Here is a 22,504-nt window from a genome sequence, read left to right as displayed (position 1 = left end):
GCTCCCCGTACTTGTGCACGTAGGGGAGGCGTGGCGTGAGTGAGCGGCGTGCTGCGCCCACCGTAGGTCAGGTCGTGCTCGGCAAGCGGTTGCAGGAACTGCGGGAGGCCTCGGGCCTCGGCCGGGACGAGGCGGCGCGGGTGTTGCGGGTGGCGCAGGCGACCGTGCGGCGGATGGAGATGGCCGAGGTCGCGCTGAAAATCCCGTACGTCCAGGTGCTGCTGGAGACGTACGGGGTGCCCGAGGAGGAGCACGCCGCGTTCGTGCGGCTGGCCGAGGAGGCCAACCAGCCGGGCTGGTGGCAGCGGTTCCACGACGTACTGCCGGACTGGTTCAGCCTGTACGTGAGCCTGGAGGGCGCGGCCCGGGTCATCCGCTCCTACGAACCGCACTTCCTGCCCGGCCTGTTGCAGACCGAGGCTTATGCGCGGGCCGTGCTGGAGGCCGGGACGATAGGCCACGGCGACCCCGCGGCCGTGGAGCGGCACGTGTCGCTGCGCCTGACCCGGCAGCGGCTGCTGGAGCAGGACGATCCGCCCCACCTGTGGGTGATCATGGACGAGACGGTGCTGCGGCGCCCGGTCAGCGCCGACTGCGAGGTGATGCGCGACCAGGTCGACAAGCTTCTCGCCTTCGTCGAACGGGACCGGATCACGCTCCAGATAGCCGAGTTCGCGAGCGGCCCGCACCCGGGGACGTACGCGCCGTTCACGCTGTTCCGGTTCGCCGAGCCCGAGCTGCCCGACATGGTCTTCACCGAGTACCTGACCGGCGCCCTGTACCTGGACTCCCGGGACGAGGTCGGCGCCCATCTGGAGGTGCTCGACCACATGACGGCCCGGGCCGCCTCGGCGCAGCGGACCGAGGAACTGCTGCGGGAGTACCGTGACAACCTCTGAGGAGCAGAGACTGTGACCGCATCCGAGCCCGCACCCCCCGCCGTCGACACCAGCCGGCCGCATCCGGCCCGGGTGTACGACTGGTGGCTGGGCGGCAAGGACAACTACCCGGTGGACGAGGAGCTCGCCCGGAGGATCCTCGCCGTGGACGGCACGGTGCTGCGCGGGGCGCGTGCCAACCGCCGGTTCATGCAGCGGGCCGTGCGCGCCGTCGCCCAGTCCGGGACCCGCCAGTTCCTGGACATCGGCACCGGCATCCCCACGGAACCGAATCTGCACCAGGTGGCCCAGGGCGTGGCACCGGAGTCGAGGGTGGTGTACGCGGACAACGACCCGATCGTGCTGCGGCACGCGGAGGCCCTGCTGCGCGGCACGCCCGAGGGCAGCACCGCGTACGTCCACGCCGACGTCCGCGACCCCGGCAGCCTGCTGGCCCACGCCGCCGAGACCCTGGACTTCGCAGAGCCGATCGCTCTGTCGCTGGTGGCCCTCACCCACTACCTCGACGACGACCCGGACGGCGACGACGTCCACGGCCTGCTGAAGACGTACGTCGACGCGCTCGCCCCGGGCAGCCATCTGATCCTGTCCCAGGTCACCCCGGACCTCAGCCCCGAGGCCGTGACACAGGCGGCCGAACACTTCCGACGCAGCGGGACGCCGTTCCATCCGCGTCCGCTGACCGGCTTCTACCGCTTCTTCGACGGCCTGGAACTGCTCGGCCCCGGAGTGATCCCGGTCTCCGGCTGGCGCCCGGATCCCGAGGACGTGGCCCTCCAGCAGGAGGGCATCGTGCCGGTGTACGGAGCTGTCGCCCGCAAGGCCTGAGCCGTTCGGGTGTCCCGACCGGCGACACGTCCGGATGTCCTGGACAGGTGACCCCGTACGGCTCGGCCGGGTGACCCGTTCGGATCGTCTGGACAGGTGCGTTCCCGTGCCCGCCCCTAGCGTCGAAGCGAAGGGTGAGCAAGGGAGCGCAGGTGACCGACACGCAGACACCTCCCAGGGAGCCCGGTGTGGCGCTGCTCGGTGCCGCCCGGTTCTTCCGCCCCGGCACGCCCGCGCCCGATCTGCACAGCGTGGCCCTGACCGGCGGCCGGGAGGCGGACGCCTTCTACCGGGACCGCTGGAGCCACGACAAGGTGGTGCGCTCCGCGCACGGCGTGAACTGCACCGGCTTCTGCCGCTGGAAGGTGTACGTCAAGGACGGGATCATCACCGGGGAGACCCAGGAGACGGACTACCCGTCGGTCGGCCCCGACCGCCCCGAGTACGAGCCCCGCGGCTGCCCGCACGGCGCCGCGTTCTCCTGGTACACGTACTCGCCGACCCGGGTGCGGTATCCGTATGTCCGGGGCGTGCTGCTGGAGATGTACCGGGAGGCGAAGAGCCGGCTGCGGGATCCGGTGGCCGCCTGGGCGGACATCCAGAACGACCCCGAGCGGCGCCGCCGTTACCAGCGTGCGCGCGGCAAGGGCGCTCTGGTGCGGGCCACTTGGGACGAGGCGGTGGAGATCGTCGCCGCCGCCCAGGTGCACACCATCGCGGCCTACGGCCCGGACCGGATCGCCGGCTTCTCCCCCATCCCGGCGATGTCGATGGTGTCCCACGCGGCCGGTGTCCGCTACCACTCCCTCATCGGCGCCCCGATGCTGTCGTTCTACGACTGGTACGCCGACCTCCCGGTGGCCTCGCCGCAGGTCTTCGGCGACCAGACGGACGTACCGGAGTCGGGCGACTGGTGGGACGCGGCCTATCTGATGATGCGGGGCTCGAACGTCCCGGTGGCCCGCACCCCGCACGCCCGCTGGATGGCGGAGGCCCGGTACCGGGGCCAGAAGGTGGTGGTGGTCGCCCCGGACGACGCGGACAACGCCAGGTTCGCCGACGAGTGGCTGCACCCGCACCCGGGGACGGACGGCGCCCTGGCCCTCGCGATGGGCCACGTCGTCCTGAAGGAGTTCTTCGTCGACCGGGAGACCCCGTTCTTCACCGACTACGTACGGAAGTTCACCGACCTGCCCTTCCTGGTCGCGCTCACCGAACGGGACGGCGCGTACGTGCCCGGCAAGTTCCTGCGCGCCACCGACCTCGGGCAGCAGGGCGAGGGCGCCGAGTGGAAGACGGTCGTCCTGGACGCGGCGTCCGGCCGCGCCGTCGTCCCCAACGGCTCCCTGGGCTTTCGCTGGACCGTCACGGGCAAGGGCCTCTGGAACCTCGAACTCGGCGACATCGAGCCGCGGTTGAGCCTGTACGGCACTGAGGTCGCGAGCCCGGTCGAGGTGCTGCTCCCGCGCTTCGACACGGACGGCGGCGAGCACGGGCAGGGCCACGGGGAGGTGCTGCGGCGCGGGGTGCCGGCGACCCGGCTGGGCGGCGCGGACGGCCCGCTCGTGACGACGGTGTTCGACCTGCTGGTGGCGCAGTACGGGGTGTGGCGGCACGGTCTGCCAGGGAGCTGGCCCGCGAGCTACGAGGACGCGCGCTCCCCGGGCACCCCCGCCTGGCAGGAGCGGCACACCTCGGTCCCGGCCGCCAAGTGCGTGAAGATCGCACGGGAGTTCGCGCGGACCGCGGAGCGTTCCAAGGGCCGCTGCATGATCCTGATGGGCGCGGGCACCAACCACTGGATCCACTCCGAGACCATCTACCGAACCTTCCTGGCCCTGCTCCAGCTCACCGGCTGCCAGGGCCGCAACGGCGGCGGCTGGGCGCACTACGCCGGCCAGGAGAAGTGCCGCCCGGTCACCGGCTGGGCCACTCTGGCCTCCGCCGCCGACTGGTCCCGGCCACCACGCCAGATGATCGGCACGGCCTACTGGTTCCTCAACACCGACCAGTGGCGCTACGACCGTTTCGGCGTCGACGTGCTGGCCTCGCCGCTCGGTGAGGGCAGGTTCGCCGGGATGACGGGCGCGGACTGCCTGGCGTTGTCGGCCCGTTCGGGCTGGATGCCGTCGTACCCGACCTTCGACCGCAACCCCCTCGAGCTGGGCGGCGTGTTCGGCGATCCGGTGGCCAAGGCGGTGGCGGAACTCCGCGCGGGAACCTTGAAGTTCGCGTGCGAGGACCCGGACGCCCCGGAGAACTGGCCGCGGGTTCTCACCCTTTGGCGGGCGAACCTGCTGGGCTCCTCGGCGAAGGGCGCCGAGTACTTCACCAAGCACCTGCTGGGCACGCACTCCTCGCTGCGCGCCGAGGAGGCGGCCCCGGGCGAGCGGCCCCGTGACGTGACCTGGCGGGAGGAGGCACCCGAGGGCAAGCTGGACCTGCTGCTCTCGCTGGACTTCCGGCCGACCTCGTCCACCCTGCTGTCGGACGTCGTGCTGCCGGCCGCCACCTGGTACGAGAAGCACGACCTGTCGTCGACCGACATGCACCCCTATGTGCACTCCTTCACCCCGGCCGTGGACCCGCCCTGGCAGGCGCGCACCGACTTCGACACCTTCAAGGCACTGGCGGAGCGGCTGAGCGAGCTGGCCGTGGGCCGTCTCGGGGTGCGCAGCGACCTGGTGGCCGTTCCGCTCCAGCACGACACCCCGGGCAAGATCGCCCAGCCGGGCGGGGTGGTGCGGGACTGGAAGCGCGGGGAGTGCGAGCCGGTGCCCGGGCAGACCATGCCGAACCTGGTCGTGGTCGAACGGGACTACACGGCGGTCGGCGCCAAGTTCGCGGCACTTGGCCCCCTGGTGGAGCAACTGGGCCTGCCCGCCGAAGGCATCGTCCTCACGCCGGACCAAGAAGTGGAACAGCTACGGAGGTTGAACGGCACCGGCTACCAGGGCCGCCCCTCCCTCGACACGGCGATCAAGGCGGCGAACACCATCCTGGCGCTGTCCGGCACCACCAACGGCCGTCTCGCCACCCAGGGTTTCCGCACCCTGGAGCAGCGCACCGGGCAGGAGATGGCCCACCTGGCCGCCGAGCACGAGGGCAGGCGAGTCACCTACGCCGACACCCAGGCGGCGCCGGTCCCGGTGATCACCTCTCCGGAGTGGTCGGGCAGCGAGTCCGGCGGCCGCCGCTACACCGCGTTCACCCTCAACACCGAGCACCTCAAGCCCTGGCACACGCTCACCGGCCGCCAGCACTTCTTCCTCGACCACGACTGGATCCACGAACTGGGCGAGGCGCTCCCGGTCTACCGGCCGCCGCTGGACATGCACCGGCTCTTCGGCGAGCCGCGCCTCGGCCCGGACGGGCAGCGGGAGGTGACGGTCCGTCACCTCACCCCGCACGACAAGTGGTCGATCCACTCCGAGTACCAGGACAACCTGTTCATGCTCGCGCTCTCCCGGGGCGGCCAGAACATCTGGTTGTCCCCGCAGGACGCGGAGGCGATCGGGGTGCAGGACAACGAGTGGGTCGAGGCGGTCAACCGCAACGGCGTGGTCGTGGCCCGTGCGGTCGTCTCGCACCGGATGCCGCCCGGCACGGTCCACATGCGCCACGCGCAGGAACGCACGGTCGCCGTCCCGAAGACCGAGACCACCGGCAGACGCGGCGGCATCCACAACACGCTCACCCGGGTGATCCTCAAGCCGTCCCATCTGATCGGCGGCTACGCGCAGCTCTCGTGGGCCTTCGACTACCTGGGCCCGACGGGCATCCAGCGCGACGAGGTCACGGTGATCCGCCGTCGCGGCCAGGAGGTCGAGTACTGATGCGTCCCATGGCCCAGATCGCGATGGTCATGAACCTCGACAAGTGCATCGGCTGTCAGACCTGTTCGGTCACCTGCAAGCAGGCGTGGACCAACCGGCGGGGCATGGAACACGTCTGGTTCAACAACGTCGAGACCCGGCCCGGCCCGGGCTATCCACGCCGTTACGAGGACCAGGAGACCTGGCGCGGCGGCTGGGAGCTGAACCGGCGGGGCGCGCTGAAGCTCAAGGCGGGCGGCCGGCTGCACAAGCTCGCCGGGATCTTCTCCAACCCCAGACAACCGGAGATCAAGGACTACCACGAGCCCTGGACGTACGACTACCAGAACCTCACCGACGCACCGCTCGGCGACGACTACCCCGTCGCCCGTCCGGTCTCCCAGCTCGACGGCAAGCCGATGAAGATCGAGTGGTCGTCGAACCGGGACGACGACGTGGCCGGCGCCCCCGCCTACGGCGACCTGGACCCGATGGTCGAGCGCACCCGCCGGCAGGCCTCGGACAAGGTCAGGTTCGAGTTCGAGCAGGCGTTCATGTTCTACCTGCCGCGCATCTGCGAGCACTGCCTCAACCCGTCCTGCGTGGCCTCCTGCCCGTCCGGCGCGATGTACAAGCGGGCCGAGGACGGCATCGTGCTCGTCGACCAGGACCGGTGCCGGGGCCGGCGGATGTGCGTGACCGGATGCCCGTACAAGAAGGTCTACTTCAACCACGCCACCGGCAAGGCCGAGAAGTGCACCCTGTGCTCTACGCGCCTGGAGGTGGGGCAGCCGACGGTCTGCTCGGAGACCTGCGTGGGCCGGCTGCGCTATCTCGGGGTGATCCTCTACGACGCCGACCGGGTGACCGCGGCGGCCGGGACCAAGGACGAGAAGGCGCTGTACGAGGCCCAGTTGGGTGTCTTCCTCGATCCGGAGGATCCGGCGGTGCGGCGGGCCTGCGAGGAGGCGGGCATCCCGTACGACTGGCTGGAGGCGGCGCGCCGCTCCCCCGTGTACCGGCTGATCCACACCTACCGGGTGGCGCTGCCCCTGCATCCGGAGTACCGCACCATGCCGATGGTCTGGTACATCCCGCCCCTGTCCCCCGTCGTGGACGCGCTGTCCGAGACGGGCCACGACGGCGAGGACGCCCAGAACCTCTTCGGGGCGATCGACACCCTGCGCATCCCCCTCGCCTACCTGGCCGAGCTGTTCGCGGCGGGCGACACCGCACCGGTGCGGGCGTCCCTGGAGAAGCTGGCCGCCATGCGCTCCCACATGCGGGCGCTCAACCTCGGCGAGGAGCCGGACGCGGGGATCGCCACCGCGGTGGGGATGACCGCGGCGGAGATCGAGACGATGTACCGGCTGCTGGCGATCGCCAAGTACGAGGACCGGTATGTGATCCCGACCGCGGCGGTCGGCGACGCCCGCCGGCTGGAGGAGTCCGCGCTCCCGGAAGGGTGCAGCCTCGACTACGACGGCGGCCCCGGCATGGGCGGCGACGGGCCCTTCGGCCAGGACTCGGGCCGAAAACTGCTCCCCCTGGTGTCGGTGGACAACTTCCACCTGCTGCGCAGACGGCAGACCGCCGACACCCCGGACGAGGCGAAGGAGACCTGATGTCCACGGACGCGGTGTTCTACCAGGCGGCGGCGCTCTGCCTCACCTACCCGGACGACGACTTCGTCGCCCGGCTGCCGCTGCTGCGTGAAGCAGCCCCGCAGCTGCGGGAGTTCACCGACCACGCCGCGGTGACCCCACCGCAGGAGCTGGCCGCGCACTATGTGCAGGTCTTCGACTTCAAGAACCGGCACAGCCTCTATCTCAGTTGGTGGCACGACGGCGACACCCGCCGCCGGGGCATGTCCCTGGTCCGCTTCAAGGAGGTCTACCAGGCGTACGGCATGGAGTTCACCGGCGAGGAGCTGCCGGACTTCCTGCCCGCCGTCCTGGAGTTCACGGCGCGCACCGGCAACACGGACCTGCTCACCGAGCACCGTGACTGCCTGTCGGAACTCCGCTGCAGGCTCACCGATTTCGGCACTCCGTACGCGTGCGTGCTGGACGCGGTCTGTGCGGCCCTGCCGACCGCACGCACCGGAGCGCGCCCGTGAGCATTCTCCCTCTCCGCCGCAACGGCGACCAGCCACGACGTCGGATTCCGGTGCCTCACCCAGCCGCACCCCTCTCGTCGTCCACGATCTCCGCGTCCACCACTCCCTCTTCGTCGGCCTCGGGCGGGCGCTGTTCTTCGGCCGAACCGCCGGAGGCGGACGCGTACATGGCCTGGCCCATGCGCTGGCTGACGGTCGCCAGTTTCTCAACGCCCTGGCGCAGCTCCGCGGTGTCGGCGTTCTGGTCCAGCAGTGCCTTCAGTTCGGTGATCGCCGATTCCACGTCGGTCTTCGTGTCGGCCGGTACGCGGTCCTCGTTCTCGCGTATGAACTTCTCCGTCTGGTAGACGAGTTGCTCGGCCTGGTTGCGGGTCTCGGCGGCCTCGCGGCGTTTGCGGTCCTCCTCGGCGTACTGCTCGGCCTCCCGCATCATGCGGTCGATGTCGTCCTTGGGGAGCGCGGAGCCGCCGGTCACGGTCATCTTCTGCTCGCGGCCGGTCGCCAGGTCCTTCGCCGAGACGTGCATGATCCCGTTCGCGTCGATGTCGAAGGCGACCTCGATCTGCGGGACGCCACGCGGTGCCGGCGGCAGGCCGGTGAGGTCGAAGACACCGAGCTTCTTGTTGTACGCGGCGATCTCCCGTTCGCCCTGGTAGACCTGGATCCCCACCGAGGGCTGGTTGTCGGTGGCGGTCGTGAAGATCTCCGCACGCCGGGTCGGGATCGTGGTGTTGCGCTCGATGAGCTTGGTCATGATGCCGCCCTTGGTCTCGATGCCCAGGGACAGCGGGGTGACGTCGAGGAGCAGAACGTCCTTCACGTCACCGCGGATCACGCCCGCCTGGAGGGCGGCACCGACCGCCACCACCTCGTCCGGGTTGACGCCCTTGTGCGGGTCCTTGCCGGTGAGTTCCTTGACCAGGTCGGTGACGGCGGGCATCCGCGTCGAGCCGCCGACCAGGATGACGTGGTCGATCGCGGACAGCTGCACGCTCGCGTCCTTGACGGCCTGGTGGAACGGCTTCTTGCAACGGTCCAGCAAGTCCGCGGTCAGCTCCTGGAACTGAGCCCGCGTCAGCTTCTCCTCCAGGTGCAACGGACCCTCGGCGGAGGCCGTGATGTACGGCAGGTTGATCGACGTCTCCGTCGACGACGACAGCTCGATCTTCGCCTTCTCGGCGCCCTCGCGCAGCCGCTGCACCGCCATCTTGTCGTTGCTCAGATCAATGCCGTACTGCCCCTTGAACCGCTTCACGAGATGTTCGACGACCCGCTGGTCCCAGTCGTCGCCGCCCAGATGCGTGTCGCCGTTGGTGGCCTTGACCTCGATCACACCGTCGCCGATCTCAAGGAGGGAGACGTCGAAGGTGCCGCCGCCGAGGTCGAAGACGAGGACCGTCTGCTCCTCGCCCCGGTCGAGACCGTAGGCCAGCGCCGCGGCCGTCGGCTCGTTGATGATCCGCAGCACCTTCAGACCGGCGATCTCCCCGGCCTCCTTGGTGGCCTGCCGCTGGGAGTCGTCGAAGTACGCCGGCACGGTGATCACCGCGTCGGTGACGTCCTCACCGAGGTACGCCTCGGTGTCCCGCTTCAGCTTCTGCAGCACCCGCGCCGACAGCTCCTGGGCCCGGTACCGCGTGCCGTCCACGCTCCCGCTCTCCGGAAACCGCCAGGCGCCGTCGCCCATGTGCCGCTTCACCGAGCGCGCGGTGCGGTCCACGTTGGTCACCGCCTGCCGCTTGGCGACCTCGCCGACCAGCACATCGCCGTTCTTCGCGAAGGCCACCACCGACGGGGTGGTGCGCGCCCCCTCGGCGTTGGCGACGACGGTGGGCTCGCCGCCCTCCAGGACGGCCACCACCGAGTTCGTCGTACCTAGGTCGATCCCGACCGCACGTGTCATGTCCGTCCCCTTCCGCCCAGGGCACTTCCCCGACTCCAGCACAAAACTTGAGCGGGCCGTTGTCAATGCCGGGGACCCCGTAAACGGCGATGCCGCGCCCCAGGACGGGGACGCGGCATCCGAAGGGGCACGACGATCAGGCGAGCTTCGCGTCCAGGGTGATGGTGGTGCCGGCCAGTGCCTGGCTGACCGGGCAGTTCTTCTTGGCGTCCTCGGCGGCGGCGGCGAAGCCGGCCTCGTCCAGGCCGGGCACCGTGCCCTCGACGGTCAGGTGGATCCCGGTGATGCCCTCACCCGGCTGGAACTTGACGTCGGCGGTGGTCACCAGCCTGGTGGGCGGGGTGCCGGCCCCGGCCAGGGCGTGCGAGAGAGCCATGGAGAAGCAGCTGGAGTGGGCGGCCGCGATCAGCTCCTCGGGGCTGGTCTTGCCGTTCGACTCCTGGGACCGCGAGGCCCACGTGACCGGCTGGTCGCCGATACCGGAAGAGTCGAAGCTGATGACACCGTTGCCCTCAAGGAGGTTGCCCTCCCAGACGGTGTGCGCGATGCGCGTGACGGCCATGGTTGTTCCTTTCAGCGTGTGAAGGCGAAAGAACCGGTTTCGCTGCCTCCATCCGATCACATCCCGGCTCACCGCACGCGGAAGACCGGCCCACGGGGAGTGAACGGCAGGCGACGGCCGTCGGGGACGAGGTACGCGTGCTCGCGCCGCACCCGCAGCACGTCGCACCAGCCGTCGGTGATCACCAGGACCGGTGCGGTCGGCGGGAAGTCGTCCGCGCGCTGCAATAGGTCGATCCCGGGTTGGAGGACGGTACCGCCGCGGCCGTGCACCCGGACCCGTCCGGCGATCTCGGTCGTCGGCAGGTACCCGGCGTCGTGCGGGGCGGCGTCGCAGAAGACCACGCGGGCCGCCGGTACGTCCCGGGCCTCGGCGTAGGAGGCGATCGCTCCGAGGGCCTTGCCGAGCAGGGTGCGGTCCATGGAGCCGGAGGTGTCCAGGACCACGCCGAAGGTGCAGCGGGCGACCTCCTCGGGCGGGAAGTAGCGGCCGGCGCGCGGAATGTCCGGGGTGGACGACTGCCGGCGGGAGGGCCGGGCGTACGACCGTACGGCTTCCGGTCGGGGCACGAACTCGTCGAACCATCGGGCCAGTTGGGCATCCCAGGGCAGCGGCGGATGGCTGAGGGCGCGGATCTCCTCGACCAGGCCGCCGGGCAGGAACCCGCGGTCCTGCGTCTGGTGCAGGTCGAGTCCCTGGCCGAGGCCCCGGCGGTAGAACTCGTCGAGGTCGACACCGGCGCCGGGGGGCCCGAGCGGCGCGCCCAGCACATCGCCGCGCCCCTTGCCGCGCAGGGTGGCCAGGCGCCGCATCCGTCGCAGGTCGACGGCGATCCGGTCGTACACCTCCTCCGCCGAAAGGTCCTTCAACTCCGGGTCGTACAGCAGCCCTTCGGGCATGGTGCCGACACGCATCTCGACCAGCCAGCCGTTGATGACGTAGTCGCAGGCGACGTTGAAGAGGTAGGGGTCGCGGCCGCCGAGGCGGTCGCCGTGGCGCAGGGCGGCGTGCAGCATCTCGTGGGCGAGGACGAACCGCCACTCCTCGCCGTCCAGGGTGCGCAGCGGGTTGACGTAGATCTCGCCGGCCTCGGGGTTGACGGCGGCGATCGCGATGTCGTGGGCGCGGGCCAGCTCGGCGTCCGCGACCAGCTTGATGCCGGCCGCGATGCCGCCGAGCAGCGGATAGGAGGAAACGAACCAGCTCAGCGCCTGTTCCCAGGGGCGCAGCGGGGTCGGCGGCCCGGTCATGGAGGTGCGGCGGCCGCCGGCCAGGTCCATCGCCCGGGACATGGTCCGGGTCAGCGCGTGTGCGAACGCGACCCGCCAGTCGGGTACCTGGCCGGCCCACTTGTCCCAGGGCAGGAGGAGCTGGTCGGGTTCGCCGCCGCTGGTGCCGCCGTGCTCGTAGGCGGCCGGGATGCTGCCGACGCGGCGCCAGCCGGCGGCCAGCCGGTCCTCGTCGCCCTCCGGGTAGGAGGCGGGCAGGTGGTCCGGTGCCTCACCGACCGGGAAGGTCCCCAGGAAACGGTTGACGACGGTGCAGCGGGCGGCGAGGTCGTACTCGTCGGGCTCGGTGCGCGGCCCGGTGGCGGCGGGCAGGTGGCCGAAGCCGAGATGGATGGTGCAGTGGGCCAACGCCCAGGCCCACTCGGCCGGTTCGGCGCGCCGGGTGGCGTGCGCGTGCAGCACGCCGTTGGAGTCGGCGCGTACCAGCCCTTCATGGGGCGCCAGTTCGCACTTCTCGTGCCGGCACAGGGTGAACTCGACGGCCCGCAGGGCCGGGTTGGCGCGCAACAGCTCGACCCCGGCCGCGAAGTTCTCCGCGGCCGGGTCCTTCTTCTGTACCTTCTTCTGGTCCTTGCGGCCGCTGGGGCTCATCGTCGGGCCTCCACCAGCCGGGGCATGTCCCGGGCGGCCTCGATCAGGAACCAGGAGGGCAGCACGGGGTTGCCGTCGGCGTCGGAGGCGATGACGGTCTGGGCGACCTCGACGGAGATCTCGGCGAGCTGCACGAGCAGCGACTTGGCGCGGTACGCGGTCTGCCGGCCGTTCGCCGACATGTGCTCCTTGGCGGCGGGCAGCTCCTTGACCAGCCGCCCGCGGAACGACTCGGCGAGGTAGTACAGCAGGTCCCGGTCCTCGATCCGGTGCGGCCAGCCGGCGTCGCCCTTGAGGATCGCCTCGATCCCGAACCGGCTGCGCACGATCTTGACGTATCCGCAGAAGGCGGTGGCGTGGGCCGGGGTGAGCGTGCCGTGCGCGAGGACCTTCAGGGTCTCCTCGTCGAGGTCGCGCCCGAAGGAGTGCAGGGCGTCGGAGAGCATGTGCCACGAGCGCGGGGTGGAGAACGGCTCCTCGGTCTTCGGCGGCTTGGACCACAGATGGTCGGGCCGGTCGGTGAGGTGGTCCAGGATCCACGGGTGGATGCCGTTGCCCGCGGCCCAGGCGAGCCAGTCGTGCGCGGAGGCCGCCAGGTGGACGTGGGCCAGCCGGTTGACGAGCGCGGAGGCGATGGGCCGGGCGAGGGCGTTGTCGGTGGCCCGGTTGCCGGCGCCGATCACGATCGACCCCTTGGGCAGCTCGTAGTTCCCGATCCGGCGATCCAGGATCAGCGAGTAGAACGCCTTCTGCACATCCGGGGTGGCCGCGTTCAGCTCGTCGAGGAAGAGGCAGTACGGCTCGTCGCGGGCGATCGCCTCGGGCGGACAGAACACCGACCGCCCGTCACGGATCTGGGGAACGCCGATCAGGTCCTCGGGCGCGAGCTGCGTACCGAGCAGACTCACACACTCCAGCCCCAGCGACTCGGCGAACGCCCGCACCAGCGAGGACTTCCCGATCCCGGGCGCCCCCCAGATGAACACGGGCCGCACGGTGGCAAGGCCGAGGAGAAGCTCGGGGAGACGGGCGGGGGTGACGGTGACGGCAGCCTGCAAGAAGCAGCTCCTTGGGGGTGTTCGAGCGGTTTGCGACTCGAACAGTGTGAGCCGGGGCCGAGAGGAACGCAGCCGATTTTCCGCCGGGTGACTCGAGGCGCCCCGCAAGGGGCGCGGGGCTGTGTCAATTTGCGGCTCCGCCGCGCGGGCGCGCCCAGCCCCAACCGGCCCGCAGCGAACGAACTACGCGGCCGTCTCCTCGCCGGCAGGCACCGGCACCTGAGGCCCGTCCGCCTCCCGAAGCCACCCCCGCAGCACCCCGTGCACGGCCTCCGCCCCCACCAGCTCCCCGCCCTCCTCCACCGGCGCGGAAACGCAGACCGGCGACAACAGGAACGGCTTGCCCTGGGCGCCCCCCAGGCCCCCGTGCGACCCGATCTGCTCCTCGAACGCGAGGACGTCGCCGCCCTCCGGGTCGTACGACGAGTTCACCATGATGTCGGCGGTGTGCGGAAACGAGTGCGTGCGCCGGACGGCGTCCGCCGCGCCCGCCCCGAAGACGGCCAGCGGCCCCGGATGCCCGTCCAGCCGGTCCAGCGGTATCTCCGCGCCGTACGCCCCGAGCACCACCCCGCCGTGCTCCTCGCTGCGCACCAGCAGGAACCCGATGCCGGGGTGGTTGGCGAGGGTGGTGAGCAGCGCCGGGTACCGGGCGTCGATCTCCTCCTTGGTCATGCGGTGCGGCACGTCCGGGAAGGAGACCAGGCCGAGGTTGCCGGAGGCGAGCACGACCGGTTCCGAGTGCCGGGTGGGCCGGTGCTTCTCGCCGCCCTCCTCGACCGGCCTGCGCAGGGCGGCGCGGACGGCGGCCCGCGCCTCCGTACCGCTGTGGGTGCGCTCGGCGCGACGCGGCACGTGCAGTCCGCAGCCGGCCCGGACCAGGTCGCCGAGGCCGAGGCCGTAGCGGGAGTGGAAGGTCTCGCCGGGGCTCTGCCCGTGGTCGGAGAGGACGACGATCCGGTACTGCCGTGGAGCGTGCTCGGCGACCTTCTCGATCAGCGCGAGGGCCCGGTCCAGGCGTTGCAGCACCTTCTCGGTGTCGCGGCTGTGCGGCCCCGAGTGGTGGGCGACCTCGTCGTAGGCGACCAGGTCGGCGTAGACGGCGGTGCGGCCGGCGAGCAGGTCGCCCATGACCGCGGCGACGACGACGTCCCGTTCGACGACGGTGGCGAAGGCGCGGACGAACGGATAGAGGCCGCCGCGCCCCACGCGGGGCCGCTGCTTGCGCATCCGGGCCGTGGCCGACTGGCCGAGCTCGCGGCCGACCTCGGCGAAGAAGGAGACCGCGGTGCGGACGGCGTTGGCCGGGTCGGAGAAGTAGGCGAAGTAGCCGGCACGGGAACGGTTCTCCCGGCCTCGGCGCCGGGTCGCTATGGACAGCACGAGGGCCTGTTCGTCGGCGCCGCCGCCGAAGAGGTTGCCGCGGCTGGCGCCGTCCAGGGTGAGCAGTCCCCCGTCGGCGGTGCGCTCGATGGCGCGGCGCTGGAGTTCGGCGGCGCTGGTCGGCCGGTTGCAGACCATCACCTCCCGGCTGTCCTTCTCGTACCAGCGGAAGGCCGGGACGTCGAAGGTGGAGCCGTGCAGGATGCCCAGCTGACTGGCGCCGGTCTGGCTGGACCAGTCGGTGCGCCAGGCGGTGAGCCGGTGGGTGTCGTCCAGCCAGGCGGCGACTGTCGGCATCAGCCCCTTGGCGACGGCGGCGGTGAGAACGTCGTGGCCCACGCCGTCGAGCTGGAGGAAGACGGTGCCGGGGGTGGCCGGGCAGGGCGGCCGGGAACCGCGGCGGCGGGTGGCGAGGCGGGAGAGCCGGCGCCGGTAGGCGTCGTCGTCACGGACGGCGAGGGCACCGCCGGTGGCGGAGGCGACGGCGGACATCACGGCGGCCACGATCACGGCGGTCTCCGGGGCGGCCTCGCTCTGTCCCGAGGGGTTGATGCGCAGGGCGACGAGGAGGAGGGAGCCGTTGAGGAAGAAGACCAGCAGGCCGAGGACGAGTGCGGGCACCAGCAGCAGCAGTCGTACGAGAAGGGGCCATACGACCGCCGACAGCACACCGAAGGCACCGGCACCGAGGGCCGCGGTCACCGCTATACGGGTGGCGCTGTCACCGTCGGCAGACTGGAGCTGGAAGTCGGGCAGGATCCGGGCGAGGACCAGCATGGTCACGGTGGACACCGCCCACACCACGACGCTCCGCCCGATCTGACTGACGACCCGCCGCCACCGCACGCCCCACCGACCTCACGTCCGCGACCCGCGTCCGCCGCGGGTCTGCCGCCGCCAACACTGTCACACGGCCGTGGACGCGAGCGGGCTCACCTCCCGTCGTACCCCGCCGTCGGCATCGACAGCCTCCGGTGGACCCGCGCCTTCATCTGGGCGTCGTAGCAGGGCTCGGCCCGCCCCACCGTCTCCACCCGCACCCCGCGTCTCGCGCACTCCGCCGTGAAGTCCTCGACCGACGACAGCGCGCTCTCCAGCACCCGTCTGCTCGGTGCGACGAAGACGTCGAGGCCGGGTCGGACACCCGCCCACAGGGCGTTGTGGTCGTGACGCAGCCCGCGGACCAGGAGTTCCCGGGCGATGACATACCCGTGCTCCACGGCCCAGCGCGCGCACATCGCGTGCTGGCTGCGGGAGTCGACCAGGAAGGGGTCGATCTCCAGTTCCTCCAGGGGCGTCAGACTCGCGATGGCGGTCACCCGCACCCGCACGAGCCCGCCGTAGGCACCCCGTACCTGTCCCATGGCGTCCCCCTCACCTCCGGGTTTCGCCGCCGACCCTACTCCTGCACGTAGGCTTCGGGGAGTCGCGCGGAGGAGGCAAAGAGGTGCCGGTGGAGATCACCTGGTGGGGTCACGCCACCTGCACGATCGAGGATTCGGGCGTACGACTGCTCACCGATCCTCTGTTCGCGCGCCGGCTCGCGCACCTGCGTCGCCGGCGGGGCGCCCCGCCGCCGCCCGAGGCCCGTCGTGCGGACCTCGCGCTCGTCTCCCACCTCCACGCCGACCATCTGCACGTCCCCTCGCTGGCCGGGCTCGCCCCGGGCACGCGCCTGCTTGTGCCCCGGGGCGCACCACGCGCGGTACCCGCGCTCCGCCGGCTCCGGCAGCTGCGCATCACCGAGGTCGGCGTCGGCGACGAGATACCCGTCGGCCCGCTGGTCGTGCGGGTCGTGCCCGCACGTCACGACGGGCGCCGGCTGCCGGTCGGCCCGCACCGTTCCCCCGCCCTCGGGTATGTCGTCGAGGGCGCGGCCCGCACGTACTTCGCCGGGGACACCGGGCTGTTCGACGAGATGGCCGAGGCGGTCGGGCCCGTGGACGTGGCCCTGCTGCCGGTCGGCGGCTGGGGGCCCTACCTCGGGGAGGGGCATCTCGACGCCGGGCGGGCGGCGCGGGCGCTGGCCCGACTGGCACCCCGCAGCGCTGTGCCGGTGCACTACGGGACGTACTGGCCGATCGGTATGGACGGAGTGCGCCCGCACGAGTTCCACGCGCCGGGCGACGAGTTCGTACGCCTCGCTGCGGAATACGCGCCGCAGGTCGCGGTGCACAAGCTCGGTCACGGGGAGAGCGTGCGGCTGGAGGTCGCGCGGTGAGACTGCTGCTGGTGATGGCGGCCGCCGGCGCCACGGCGGCCACCTCGTCGACCTCGTCGACCGAGTCCACGCAGCAGGCGATCGGCTATCCGACGCTGTTTCTGCTGGTGCTGATCGGGGCGCTGGTGCCGGTGGTGCCGACGGGGGCACTGGTGAGTTCGGCGGCGGTGGTGGCCTTTCACCAGACGGCGCCGTTCGCGCTGGCGCTGGTGCTGGTGACGGCGTCGCTGGCCGCCTTCCTGGGGGACGGGGCGCTGTACTGGCTGGGGCGGCGCGGGATGGGGTCGAAGAACGGGTCGCGGTGGCTGGCGGCGATCCGGGCGCGGGCGCCGGAGGACCGGCTGGAGCAGGCGCAGGAGAAGTTGGCCGGGCACGGGGTGACGGTGCTGGTGCTGTCGCGCATGGTGCCGGCGGGGCGGATACCGGTGATGCTGGCCTGTCTGCTGGCGGAGTGGCCGTTGCGTCGGTTCGCGCGGGGGAATGCGCCGGCGTGCGTGGCGTGGGCCGTGACCTATCAGTTGATCGGGATTCTGGGCGGGTCGTTGTTCCCGGAGCCGTGGGAGGGGGTTGTCCTGGCGGTCGCGCTGACCGTGGTCATCAGTGTGACGCCGAGTGTGTGGAAGCGGGTTCGATCTGCCGGGTGACGGCACGTTGCGGGGCGCGGGTGCGTCGTGGCCGGTCGCGCCCACTCGGCGGCAGCCGCACATCGAGACGGCACCGCGCCCTGACGGGGCGGCCTGGTTACCGAGCGCTGTCAAGCGAAGTCCGCTCCACAACCCTCGATCCCCCGACCGGCAGATCCCACAGGTTCTCCCGGTCCAGCCCCGCCTTCTCCCAAGCCGCCCGTACCCGCCGCAACGGCTCCAACACCGGCTCTGCCGAGAGGATGAAGGTGCCCCAGTGCATGGGCGCCATCCGCCTCGCACCCAGGTCCGCCGTCGCCCGGACCGCCTCCTCCGGGTCGAGGTGGACGTCGCTGAGCCACCAGCGGGGGTCGTAGGCGCCGATGGGCATCAGGGCGAGGTCGATACCGGGGTAGCGGCCGCCGATGCGGGAGAACCAGTGACCGTAACCCGTGTCGCCGGCGAAGTAGACGCGCTGCCCGTCGGCGGCGGTGAGGACCCAGCCGCCCCAGAGGCTGTGACAGGTGTCGGTGAGGGTGCGCTTGGACCAGTGGTGGGCGGGGACGAAGTCGAAACGGACACCGGACAGTTCGGCCGCCTCCCACCAGTCCAGCTCGGTGACGGTCGTGAAGCGGCGGCGCCGGAACCAGCGGCCCAGGCCGGCCGGTACGAACACCGGGGTGTCGCGCGGGAGACGGCGCAGGGTGGGGGCGTCCAGATGGTCGTAGTGGTTGTGGCTGATGACGACCGCGTCGACGCGCGGCAGGGTCTCCCAGTCGACGCCGACCGGGGTGACCCGGGCCGGGGTGCCGATGATGCGGCGGGACCAGACGGGGTCGGTGAGGACGGTCAGACCGCCGATCCGGACGACCCAACTGGCGTGTCCCGCCCAGGTGACGGCGACCGTGTCGGTGTCGACGGGGGGCAGCGGGCCCGGCTCGTACGGCAGCCGGGGGATGTCGGCGAGGCCCTCGCGTCCGGGGCGGACGGAGCCCTCGCGGGCGAAGCGGGCCATGGCCTTGAGGCCGGGCAGGGGTGCGGTCAGACGGTCGTGGAAGGTCCGCGGCCAGAACCGGAGTTCGCCCAGCGGGCGGGGTTCGGCGGGCGGCGGGAAGGGCGGCGCGTAGGGAGTCGGGGCCACGGGGGTGGCAGGGGTGGTGGAGATGGCGTCCCGGGTCGTCGTGGCAGTCGGGTCGGCAGTCGTCGTGGGGGCGGTCGTCGTGGGGGCGGTCGTCGTGGGGGCGGTCGTCGTGGGGGCGGTCGTCGTGGGGGCGGTCGTCGTGGCGGACCCTGACTCATGCGTCTGCTGCGTCATCGAGGAGGCTCCCATCGCTGAGCGTCGTCGCGGAGATCGTCGAGTACCGACCTCAAGGACATCAACGCGCGTTGCACGTGTGGCAGTTCCAACGGTGTGGGTGACGTGAGGCATTCCAGGCGTTCCGCGTCGGTGCCGCCCAGCAACGGCCCGGTGGCGAGCCGGACGCGCAGCGCCTGGAGGTCGTCGCCGAAGCGGTGGCCGCCGGGTGCGGGCATGCCGAGCCGGGCGGTGAGGAAGTCCTCCAACTCCTGTGCGTCGCCGACCCCCTGGCCGCCGAGCGCGGCGCGCAGGGGCTCCAGGTCGGCGTACAGGTGACGGCCGGCCTGTGGGGGCCGGGCCACGCCGCCGCCGTCGACCACCGCGGCGTACAGGGCGGCGGCCACGCGCGCGTGGAGGCGGACGACGGCCTCCCGGCGGGTGGTGACTGGCTCGGGCTCGTCGAGCGCATGGGCGGCCGCGACCGCGACCGGCCCGGCGAGGCGGGCGCCGAGCGCGGTGAGGACGTCGAGCACGCGCGCGTGCAGGGACGTACCGGTGTCGCCCTCGGGGAACCGGGCGACGGCTGCGGGCCAGCCGGCCGGCAGCAGAGCACCGGCCAGGTCGGTGACGACGGTGACCCGGTCCGGGAGCATCTCGGCGGGGCTGAGCAGCACGGTGGCGTGCGGGGCGTGCAGGGTGTCGCGCCAGGTCTCGTCGCTGACCAGGTGGAGTCCCTCGCCGGTGGCCGCCTCGACGGTCGCGTGCAGCAGTTCGGGCGGCGCGACGGTGGCGGTCGGGTCGTCGGCGACGGAGAGCACCAGGAGCCGGGGGTCACCGCCCTCGTTCCGGACCCGGCGCACGGTCTCCAGGAGCGCGTAGGGGTCGGGTACACCCCCGGACTCGGCCGGGGTGGCCACGTGGAAGGCGGGCCGGCCGAGGAGCCGGGCGTACGGCGCCCACCAGGCGGCGCAGGGGCGCGGCACCAGGACGTCGCCGCCGAGCGCGGCGGTGAGTGCCAGCAGGAGGGCGGGGGCGCCGGGGCCGGCGGTCACCCGAGCGCGCGGGGCGGCCAGCCCGCGGCGCTCCCAGTAGCCGCGGGCCGCGTCGAGCAGCGCCGGACCCCCGCCGACCGGCTCCTCCCCGCCCCGGCTCGCGGCGGCGGCCAGCGCGGCGGCGAGTGCCGGCAGGACGGGCAGTCCGTCGTCGGGCAGCGGCGGCCCGTACCGGACGGGTCCGTGACCCCGCGCGGGCGTGTCCCGGACCGGGCCCTGCCCCTCGGGATCCGTCCGCCGCATGTCCGCCTCCGCGCAGTCCGTGGTGCCGTGTGCCGTCCGGTCCGGGCCGTGCTCTCCGCCGGGTGCTGCGAACGGTGCCGGAACGGTCGCCCCGGGGTGCCCGGTGGCGGCCGTCTCATCCGTGCGCGCGTGACCTCCCGCCGGACAGCCGGTACACCGCGCCGCCGCACGCGGCCGCGATCAGCAGGCCGCCCGCGACCAGCGCGGGAACCGAGTCCGTGAACGCGCCGCCTTCCCCGGCCTCCACCCCGTGGTCCACGGTCGGCGCAGCGCAGGACGTGTCCCCGCCGCGCGCCTCGTCACACGCGTCCTCGCCGTCGCAGGAGCCGGACGAGCCGGACGAGCCTGAGAAGCCGGATCCGCCGGAGGGGCCGGATCCGCCGGAGGAGCCGAAGGGACGAGAGGAACCGGAGGAGGCACACTCGTGTCCACCCTCGCCGCACGACTTCTGCCCCGCGGAGCAGGGCCGCTCGCCATTGCCCCCGGTCGCCGTGCCGCCCCCGACGTCTCCCCGAGAACCCGTCGCATCGTCACCCCGCGCGCCGGTGCCCGCGTCCCCCCGACCAGCAGTGCCGCCGTCGTCTCCCCGCGCACCCGTACCGCTGTCGTCACCCCGCACACCCGTGCCGCCGTCGTCGCCTCGACCAGCGGTGCCGCTGTCGTCTCCCCGCGCGCCCGTACCGCTGTCGCCCCAAGGCGCAGTGGCATCGTCGCCTTGCGGGACCGTCCCGTCATCCCCGAGAGAGACCCCGCTGCCCCCGCCGGGCACCGCGCCCCCGCTCCCGTGGGGCACCCCGCTGTTCTCGCCGGGCACCGCGCCCCCGTTCCCGTGGGGCACCCCGCTGTTCTCGCGCCGGACCGCCCCGCCGTCGGCCGGCGGAACGGCGCTCTTTTCACCCCCGGCGACCGTGGCGCCTGTACTCCGGAGCTGTCCATGCGCCCCGCTCACCACGGGACAGTTCGCCTCGGTCGTCCCACAGGTCGCAGAGACGGTGGTCCCGGGCCGCACCCCGCCGCCGGGGTTCGCCCCGGCGGCGGGGCCGGCCGCGGCGGCCGTACCGGCGACGCCGAACGCGGCACCCGCCAGGACGGCGACGGACAGGGCGCGAGCGGTACGGCGCATGGGATGACTCCTCGGAACGTACGACTCCGGGGACACGCGGTCGGTGCCCCCGCAGCCATCACAGCCCGCCCCACGCCGCGCCGCGCGCGGCCGACCCCCATTCGCGGGACACGCCCGGTCCTTTCGGGTGACGGCACGGGCCGATTCCGGCGTGTCGGCCCCCTGCCACCGGGTACGCGTCCGGCACCCCTGAAGTACCTGGAGGGAGATATGCAGCGAGGCAGCAACCGGTTGAGCGTTCACCGGGACGAGGAGATGAAGCACGAGCTGCGGGGCCTGCTCAGGTCCGGGCATCCGACCCGCACCGAGGACTGGAACGACCCCGAGCCGGCCGCCGAGGACGACCCGGAGGTGTACCGGGCCCCGATGCTGCCATGGACCAGTGAGCGGCCGTCACTGGCGACCGTCCGGCTGGAACTGGCCCGGTCCCTGACCCGGCACGACTTCCCGGCGCAGCCGAGCGAACTGGTACGGGTGCTGCGTCGTGGCCACGCCTCCGACGCCCTCGTCCAGCGGGTGTCCCGGCTGCCGCGTTCGACGCGCTACCGCAACCTGCTGGCACTGGCCGAGGCCGTGGCCGGCGGGGAGTGAGCCGGCACGCCGACGAAGCAGCCGCGAAGCCGAGAAAGCAAGGAGTGAACATCATGCGTATCGCGTTTCTGACCGCGCCCGAGGGCGTCGAGCAGGTGGAGCTGACCGAGCCGTGGAAGGCGGTCTCCGACGCCGGGCACGAGCCGGTGCTGGTGTCGACGGAGCCGGGGCGGGTCCAGGGCTTCGACCATCTCGACAAGGCGGACACGTTCCCCGTGGACGAGGTGGTCGGCGACGCCTCGGCGGACTCGTTCGGGGCGCTGGTACTGCCCGGCGGGGTCGCCAATCCGGACATTCTGCGAACGGACGAGCAGGCGGTGGCGTTCGTGAAGGGCTTCTTCGAGGCAGGCCGGCCGGTCGCGGCGATCTGTCACGCGCCCTGGACGCTGGTCGAGGCCGATGTCGTGCGCGGCCGGACCCTGACGTCCTGGCCGAGCCTGCGGACCGACATCCGCAACGCCGGTGGCACCTGGGTCGACGAGCAGGTCCAGGTCTGCGGGGCCGGTCCCAACACCCTGGTCACCAGCCGCAAGCCGGACGACCTCAAGGCCTTCTGCGAGGCCTTCCTCGACGCGCTCGAAGAGGCCTGAGCCCTGGCAGGGCGCCGGTCTCAGCTCGTGGAGGCGCGCGGTGTCGCCGTCTCCGCGCAGCTGCGCTCCCGGGCGCCCTCCCGGGTGCGGCCGGCGGCGACGACGCGGCGCGGGTTGCGGCGCAGGTACTCGCCCTCCAGCTGGGCCATGCGTTCGTTGTGGGCGCGCAGCGCGTCGTTGGAGCCGTACAGCAGGGTGTCGTGGCGCGTCCGGTGGATGGTCTCCAGCTCCTTCATGAGCTGCTGGTCGTCCAGCCGGCTGGGGTCGACTCCGGTCATGGTGGTACCCCGCTCGTCGTGTCCGTCCCGGCGGTCCGG

Annotated in this window: 19 protein-coding genes; 9 read left to right on the top strand and 10 right to left on the bottom strand. The window is 72.2% G+C overall.

The annotated features are described in order from the left end of the window. Positions 1-35: 35 nt before the first annotated feature. From ACWGJB_RS34030 to narJ, 5 genes are all read left to right on the top strand, one after another. Positions 36-899, top strand: coding sequence for a helix-turn-helix domain-containing protein (locus ACWGJB_RS34030; protein ID WP_453383898.1), 864 nt, complete (start codon positions 36-38; stop codon positions 897-899). 12 nt (positions 900-911) lie between these two features. Then, positions 912-1,727, top strand: a complete 816-nt coding sequence (locus ACWGJB_RS34025; RefSeq protein ID WP_453383897.1) for an SAM-dependent methyltransferase — start codon at positions 912-914, stop codon at positions 1,725-1,727. Between the two features lie 152 nt (positions 1,728-1,879). After that, on the top strand, positions 1,880-5,563 hold the full coding sequence (locus ACWGJB_RS34020; protein WP_453383896.1) for a nitrate reductase subunit alpha: 3,684 nt from the start codon (positions 1,880-1,882) through the stop codon (positions 5,561-5,563). Beyond that, positions 5,563-7,167, top strand: coding sequence for a nitrate reductase subunit beta (gene narH, locus ACWGJB_RS34015; RefSeq protein WP_453383895.1), 1,605 nt, complete (start codon positions 5,563-5,565; stop codon positions 7,165-7,167). Before ACWGJB_RS34020 ends, narH begins: the two co-directional genes overlap by 1 nt. Next, entirely contained in the window at positions 7,167-7,661 is a 495-nt protein-coding gene (gene narJ, locus ACWGJB_RS34010; protein WP_453383894.1) for a nitrate reductase molybdenum cofactor assembly chaperone, read from the top strand. Before narH ends, narJ begins: the two co-directional genes overlap by 1 nt. 55 nt (positions 7,662-7,716) lie before the next feature. Here the strand turns inward: narJ and dnaK are convergent, their stop codons facing one another. The 6 genes from dnaK to ACWGJB_RS33980 form a co-directional block, all read right to left on the bottom strand. Then, positions 7,717-9,564, bottom strand: coding sequence for a molecular chaperone DnaK (gene dnaK / locus ACWGJB_RS34005; protein WP_453383893.1), 1,848 nt, complete (start codon positions 9,562-9,564; stop codon positions 7,717-7,719). 136 nt (positions 9,565-9,700) lie between these two features. Continuing rightward, the gene (locus ACWGJB_RS34000; RefSeq protein ID WP_453383892.1) at positions 9,701-10,126 is read right to left on the bottom strand and encodes an OsmC family peroxiredoxin; all 426 of its coding nucleotides are present in this window, start codon (positions 10,124-10,126) and stop codon (positions 9,701-9,703) included. A 68-nt stretch (positions 10,127-10,194) separates the two neighbouring features. Next, a complete protein-coding gene (locus ACWGJB_RS33995) occupies positions 10,195-12,006 on the bottom strand; it encodes a vWA domain-containing protein (protein WP_453383891.1) in 1,812 nt (603 codons plus the stop codon). Beyond that, positions 12,003-13,064, bottom strand: a complete 1,062-nt coding sequence (locus ACWGJB_RS33990; protein ID WP_453383890.1) for an ATP-binding protein — start codon at positions 13,062-13,064, stop codon at positions 12,003-12,005. The genes ACWGJB_RS33995 and ACWGJB_RS33990 overlap by 4 nt, the downstream gene beginning before the upstream one ends. Before the next feature lie 183 nt (positions 13,065-13,247). Continuing rightward, complete coding sequence (locus ACWGJB_RS33985; protein ID WP_453383962.1) at positions 13,248-15,248, bottom strand: alkaline phosphatase family protein; 2,001 nt, start codon at positions 15,246-15,248, stop codon at positions 13,248-13,250. Between the two features lie 131 nt (positions 15,249-15,379). After that, positions 15,380-15,811: a hypothetical protein gene (locus ACWGJB_RS33980; protein WP_453383889.1), complete on the bottom strand. Its 432-nt coding sequence runs from the start codon at positions 15,809-15,811 to the stop codon at positions 15,380-15,382. Positions 15,812-15,894: 83 nt separating this feature from the next. Here ACWGJB_RS33980 and ACWGJB_RS33975 point away from each other — a divergent pair, with 83 nt between their 5' ends. Both ACWGJB_RS33975 and ACWGJB_RS33970 read left to right on the top strand, forming a co-directional pair. Then, complete coding sequence (locus tag ACWGJB_RS33975) at positions 15,895-16,668, top strand: MBL fold metallo-hydrolase (protein WP_453383888.1); 774 nt, start codon at positions 15,895-15,897, stop codon at positions 16,666-16,668. Between the two features lie 14 nt (positions 16,669-16,682). Further along, the gene (locus ACWGJB_RS33970) at positions 16,683-17,312 is read left to right on the top strand and encodes a DedA family protein (protein ID WP_453383961.1); all 630 of its coding nucleotides are present in this window, start codon (positions 16,683-16,685) and stop codon (positions 17,310-17,312) included. Positions 17,313-17,409: 97 nt separating this feature from the next. On the opposite strand, the gene ACWGJB_RS33965 is transcribed toward ACWGJB_RS33970, so the two are convergent. The 3 genes from ACWGJB_RS33965 to ACWGJB_RS33955 all read right to left on the bottom strand — a co-directional run bounded on the left by ACWGJB_RS33965 (position 17,410) and on the right by ACWGJB_RS33955 (position 21,006). Next, positions 17,410-18,606 carry an MBL fold metallo-hydrolase gene (locus ACWGJB_RS33965; protein ID WP_453383887.1) on the bottom strand — a complete coding sequence of 399 codons (1,197 nt, stop codon included), beginning with the start codon at positions 18,604-18,606 and terminating at the stop codon, positions 17,410-17,412. After that, on the bottom strand, positions 18,603-19,883 hold the full coding sequence (locus ACWGJB_RS33960; protein WP_453383886.1) for an aminotransferase class I/II-fold pyridoxal phosphate-dependent enzyme: 1,281 nt from the start codon (positions 19,881-19,883) through the stop codon (positions 18,603-18,605). Before ACWGJB_RS33960 ends, ACWGJB_RS33965 begins: the two co-directional genes overlap by 4 nt. Positions 19,884-19,998: 115 nt before the next feature. Beyond that, on the bottom strand, positions 19,999-21,006 hold the full coding sequence (locus ACWGJB_RS33955) for a hypothetical protein (RefSeq protein ID WP_453383885.1): 1,008 nt from the start codon (positions 21,004-21,006) through the stop codon (positions 19,999-20,001). Positions 21,007-21,216: 210 nt separating this feature from the next. Between ACWGJB_RS33955 and ACWGJB_RS33950 the strand changes: the two genes are divergently transcribed. Together ACWGJB_RS33950 and ACWGJB_RS33945 are read left to right on the top strand one after the other, a co-directional pair. Continuing rightward, the gene (locus tag ACWGJB_RS33950) at positions 21,217-21,597 is read left to right on the top strand and encodes a DUF2795 domain-containing protein (RefSeq protein WP_453383884.1); all 381 of its coding nucleotides are present in this window, start codon (positions 21,217-21,219) and stop codon (positions 21,595-21,597) included. A 53-nt stretch (positions 21,598-21,650) separates the two neighbouring features. Then, entirely contained in the window at positions 21,651-22,187 is a 537-nt protein-coding gene (locus tag ACWGJB_RS33945; RefSeq protein WP_453383883.1) for a type 1 glutamine amidotransferase domain-containing protein, read from the top strand. 20 nt (positions 22,188-22,207) lie between these two features. Here the strand turns inward: ACWGJB_RS33945 and ACWGJB_RS33940 are convergent, their stop codons facing one another. Further along, the gene (locus tag ACWGJB_RS33940; RefSeq protein WP_453383882.1) at positions 22,208-22,465 is read right to left on the bottom strand and encodes a DUF6158 family protein; all 258 of its coding nucleotides are present in this window, start codon (positions 22,463-22,465) and stop codon (positions 22,208-22,210) included. Positions 22,466-22,504 lie beyond the last annotated feature (39 nt).

Source organism: Streptomyces sp. NPDC054813, from assembly GCF_053611365.1.
The sequence above is the reverse complement of the archived record's forward strand: the minus strand, read 5'-3'. Positions and strand labels throughout refer to the sequence as shown.

Coding starts and splice junctions, on each gene's coding strand:
- ACWGJB_RS33965 (WP_453383887.1), bottom strand. CDS start 18,606: ATGACGCAGCAGACGCATGAGTCAGGGTCCGCCACGACGACCGCCCCC.
- ACWGJB_RS33995 (WP_453383891.1), bottom strand. CDS start 12,006: ATGAGCCCCAGCGGCCGCAAGGACCAGAAGAAGGTACAGAAGAAGGAC.
- ACWGJB_RS33950 (WP_453383884.1), top strand. CDS start 21,217: ATGCAGCGAGGCAGCAACCGGTTGAGCGTTCACCGGGACGAGGAGATG.
- ACWGJB_RS33980 (WP_453383889.1), bottom strand. CDS start 15,811: ATGGGACAGGTACGGGGTGCCTACGGCGGGCTCGTGCGGGTGCGGGTG.
- ACWGJB_RS33970 (WP_453383961.1), top strand. CDS start 16,683: ATGGCGGCCGCCGGCGCCACGGCGGCCACCTCGTCGACCTCGTCGACC.
- dnaK (WP_453383893.1), bottom strand. CDS start 9,564: ATGACACGTGCGGTCGGGATCGACCTAGGTACGACGAACTCGGTGGTG.
- ACWGJB_RS34000 (WP_453383892.1), bottom strand. CDS start 10,126: ATGGCCGTCACGCGCATCGCGCACACCGTCTGGGAGGGCAACCTCCTT.
- ACWGJB_RS33960 (WP_453383886.1), bottom strand. CDS start 19,883: ATGCGGCGGACGGATCCCGAGGGGCAGGGCCCGGTCCGGGACACGCCC.
- ACWGJB_RS33955 (WP_453383885.1), bottom strand. CDS start 21,006: ATGCGCCGTACCGCTCGCGCCCTGTCCGTCGCCGTCCTGGCGGGTGCC.
- narH (WP_453383895.1), top strand. CDS start 5,563: ATGCGTCCCATGGCCCAGATCGCGATGGTCATGAACCTCGACAAGTGC.
- ACWGJB_RS33945 (WP_453383883.1), top strand. CDS start 21,651: ATGCGTATCGCGTTTCTGACCGCGCCCGAGGGCGTCGAGCAGGTGGAG.
- ACWGJB_RS33940 (WP_453383882.1), bottom strand. CDS start 22,465: ATGACCGGAGTCGACCCCAGCCGGCTGGACGACCAGCAGCTCATGAAG.
- narJ (WP_453383894.1), top strand. CDS start 7,167: ATGTCCACGGACGCGGTGTTCTACCAGGCGGCGGCGCTCTGCCTCACC.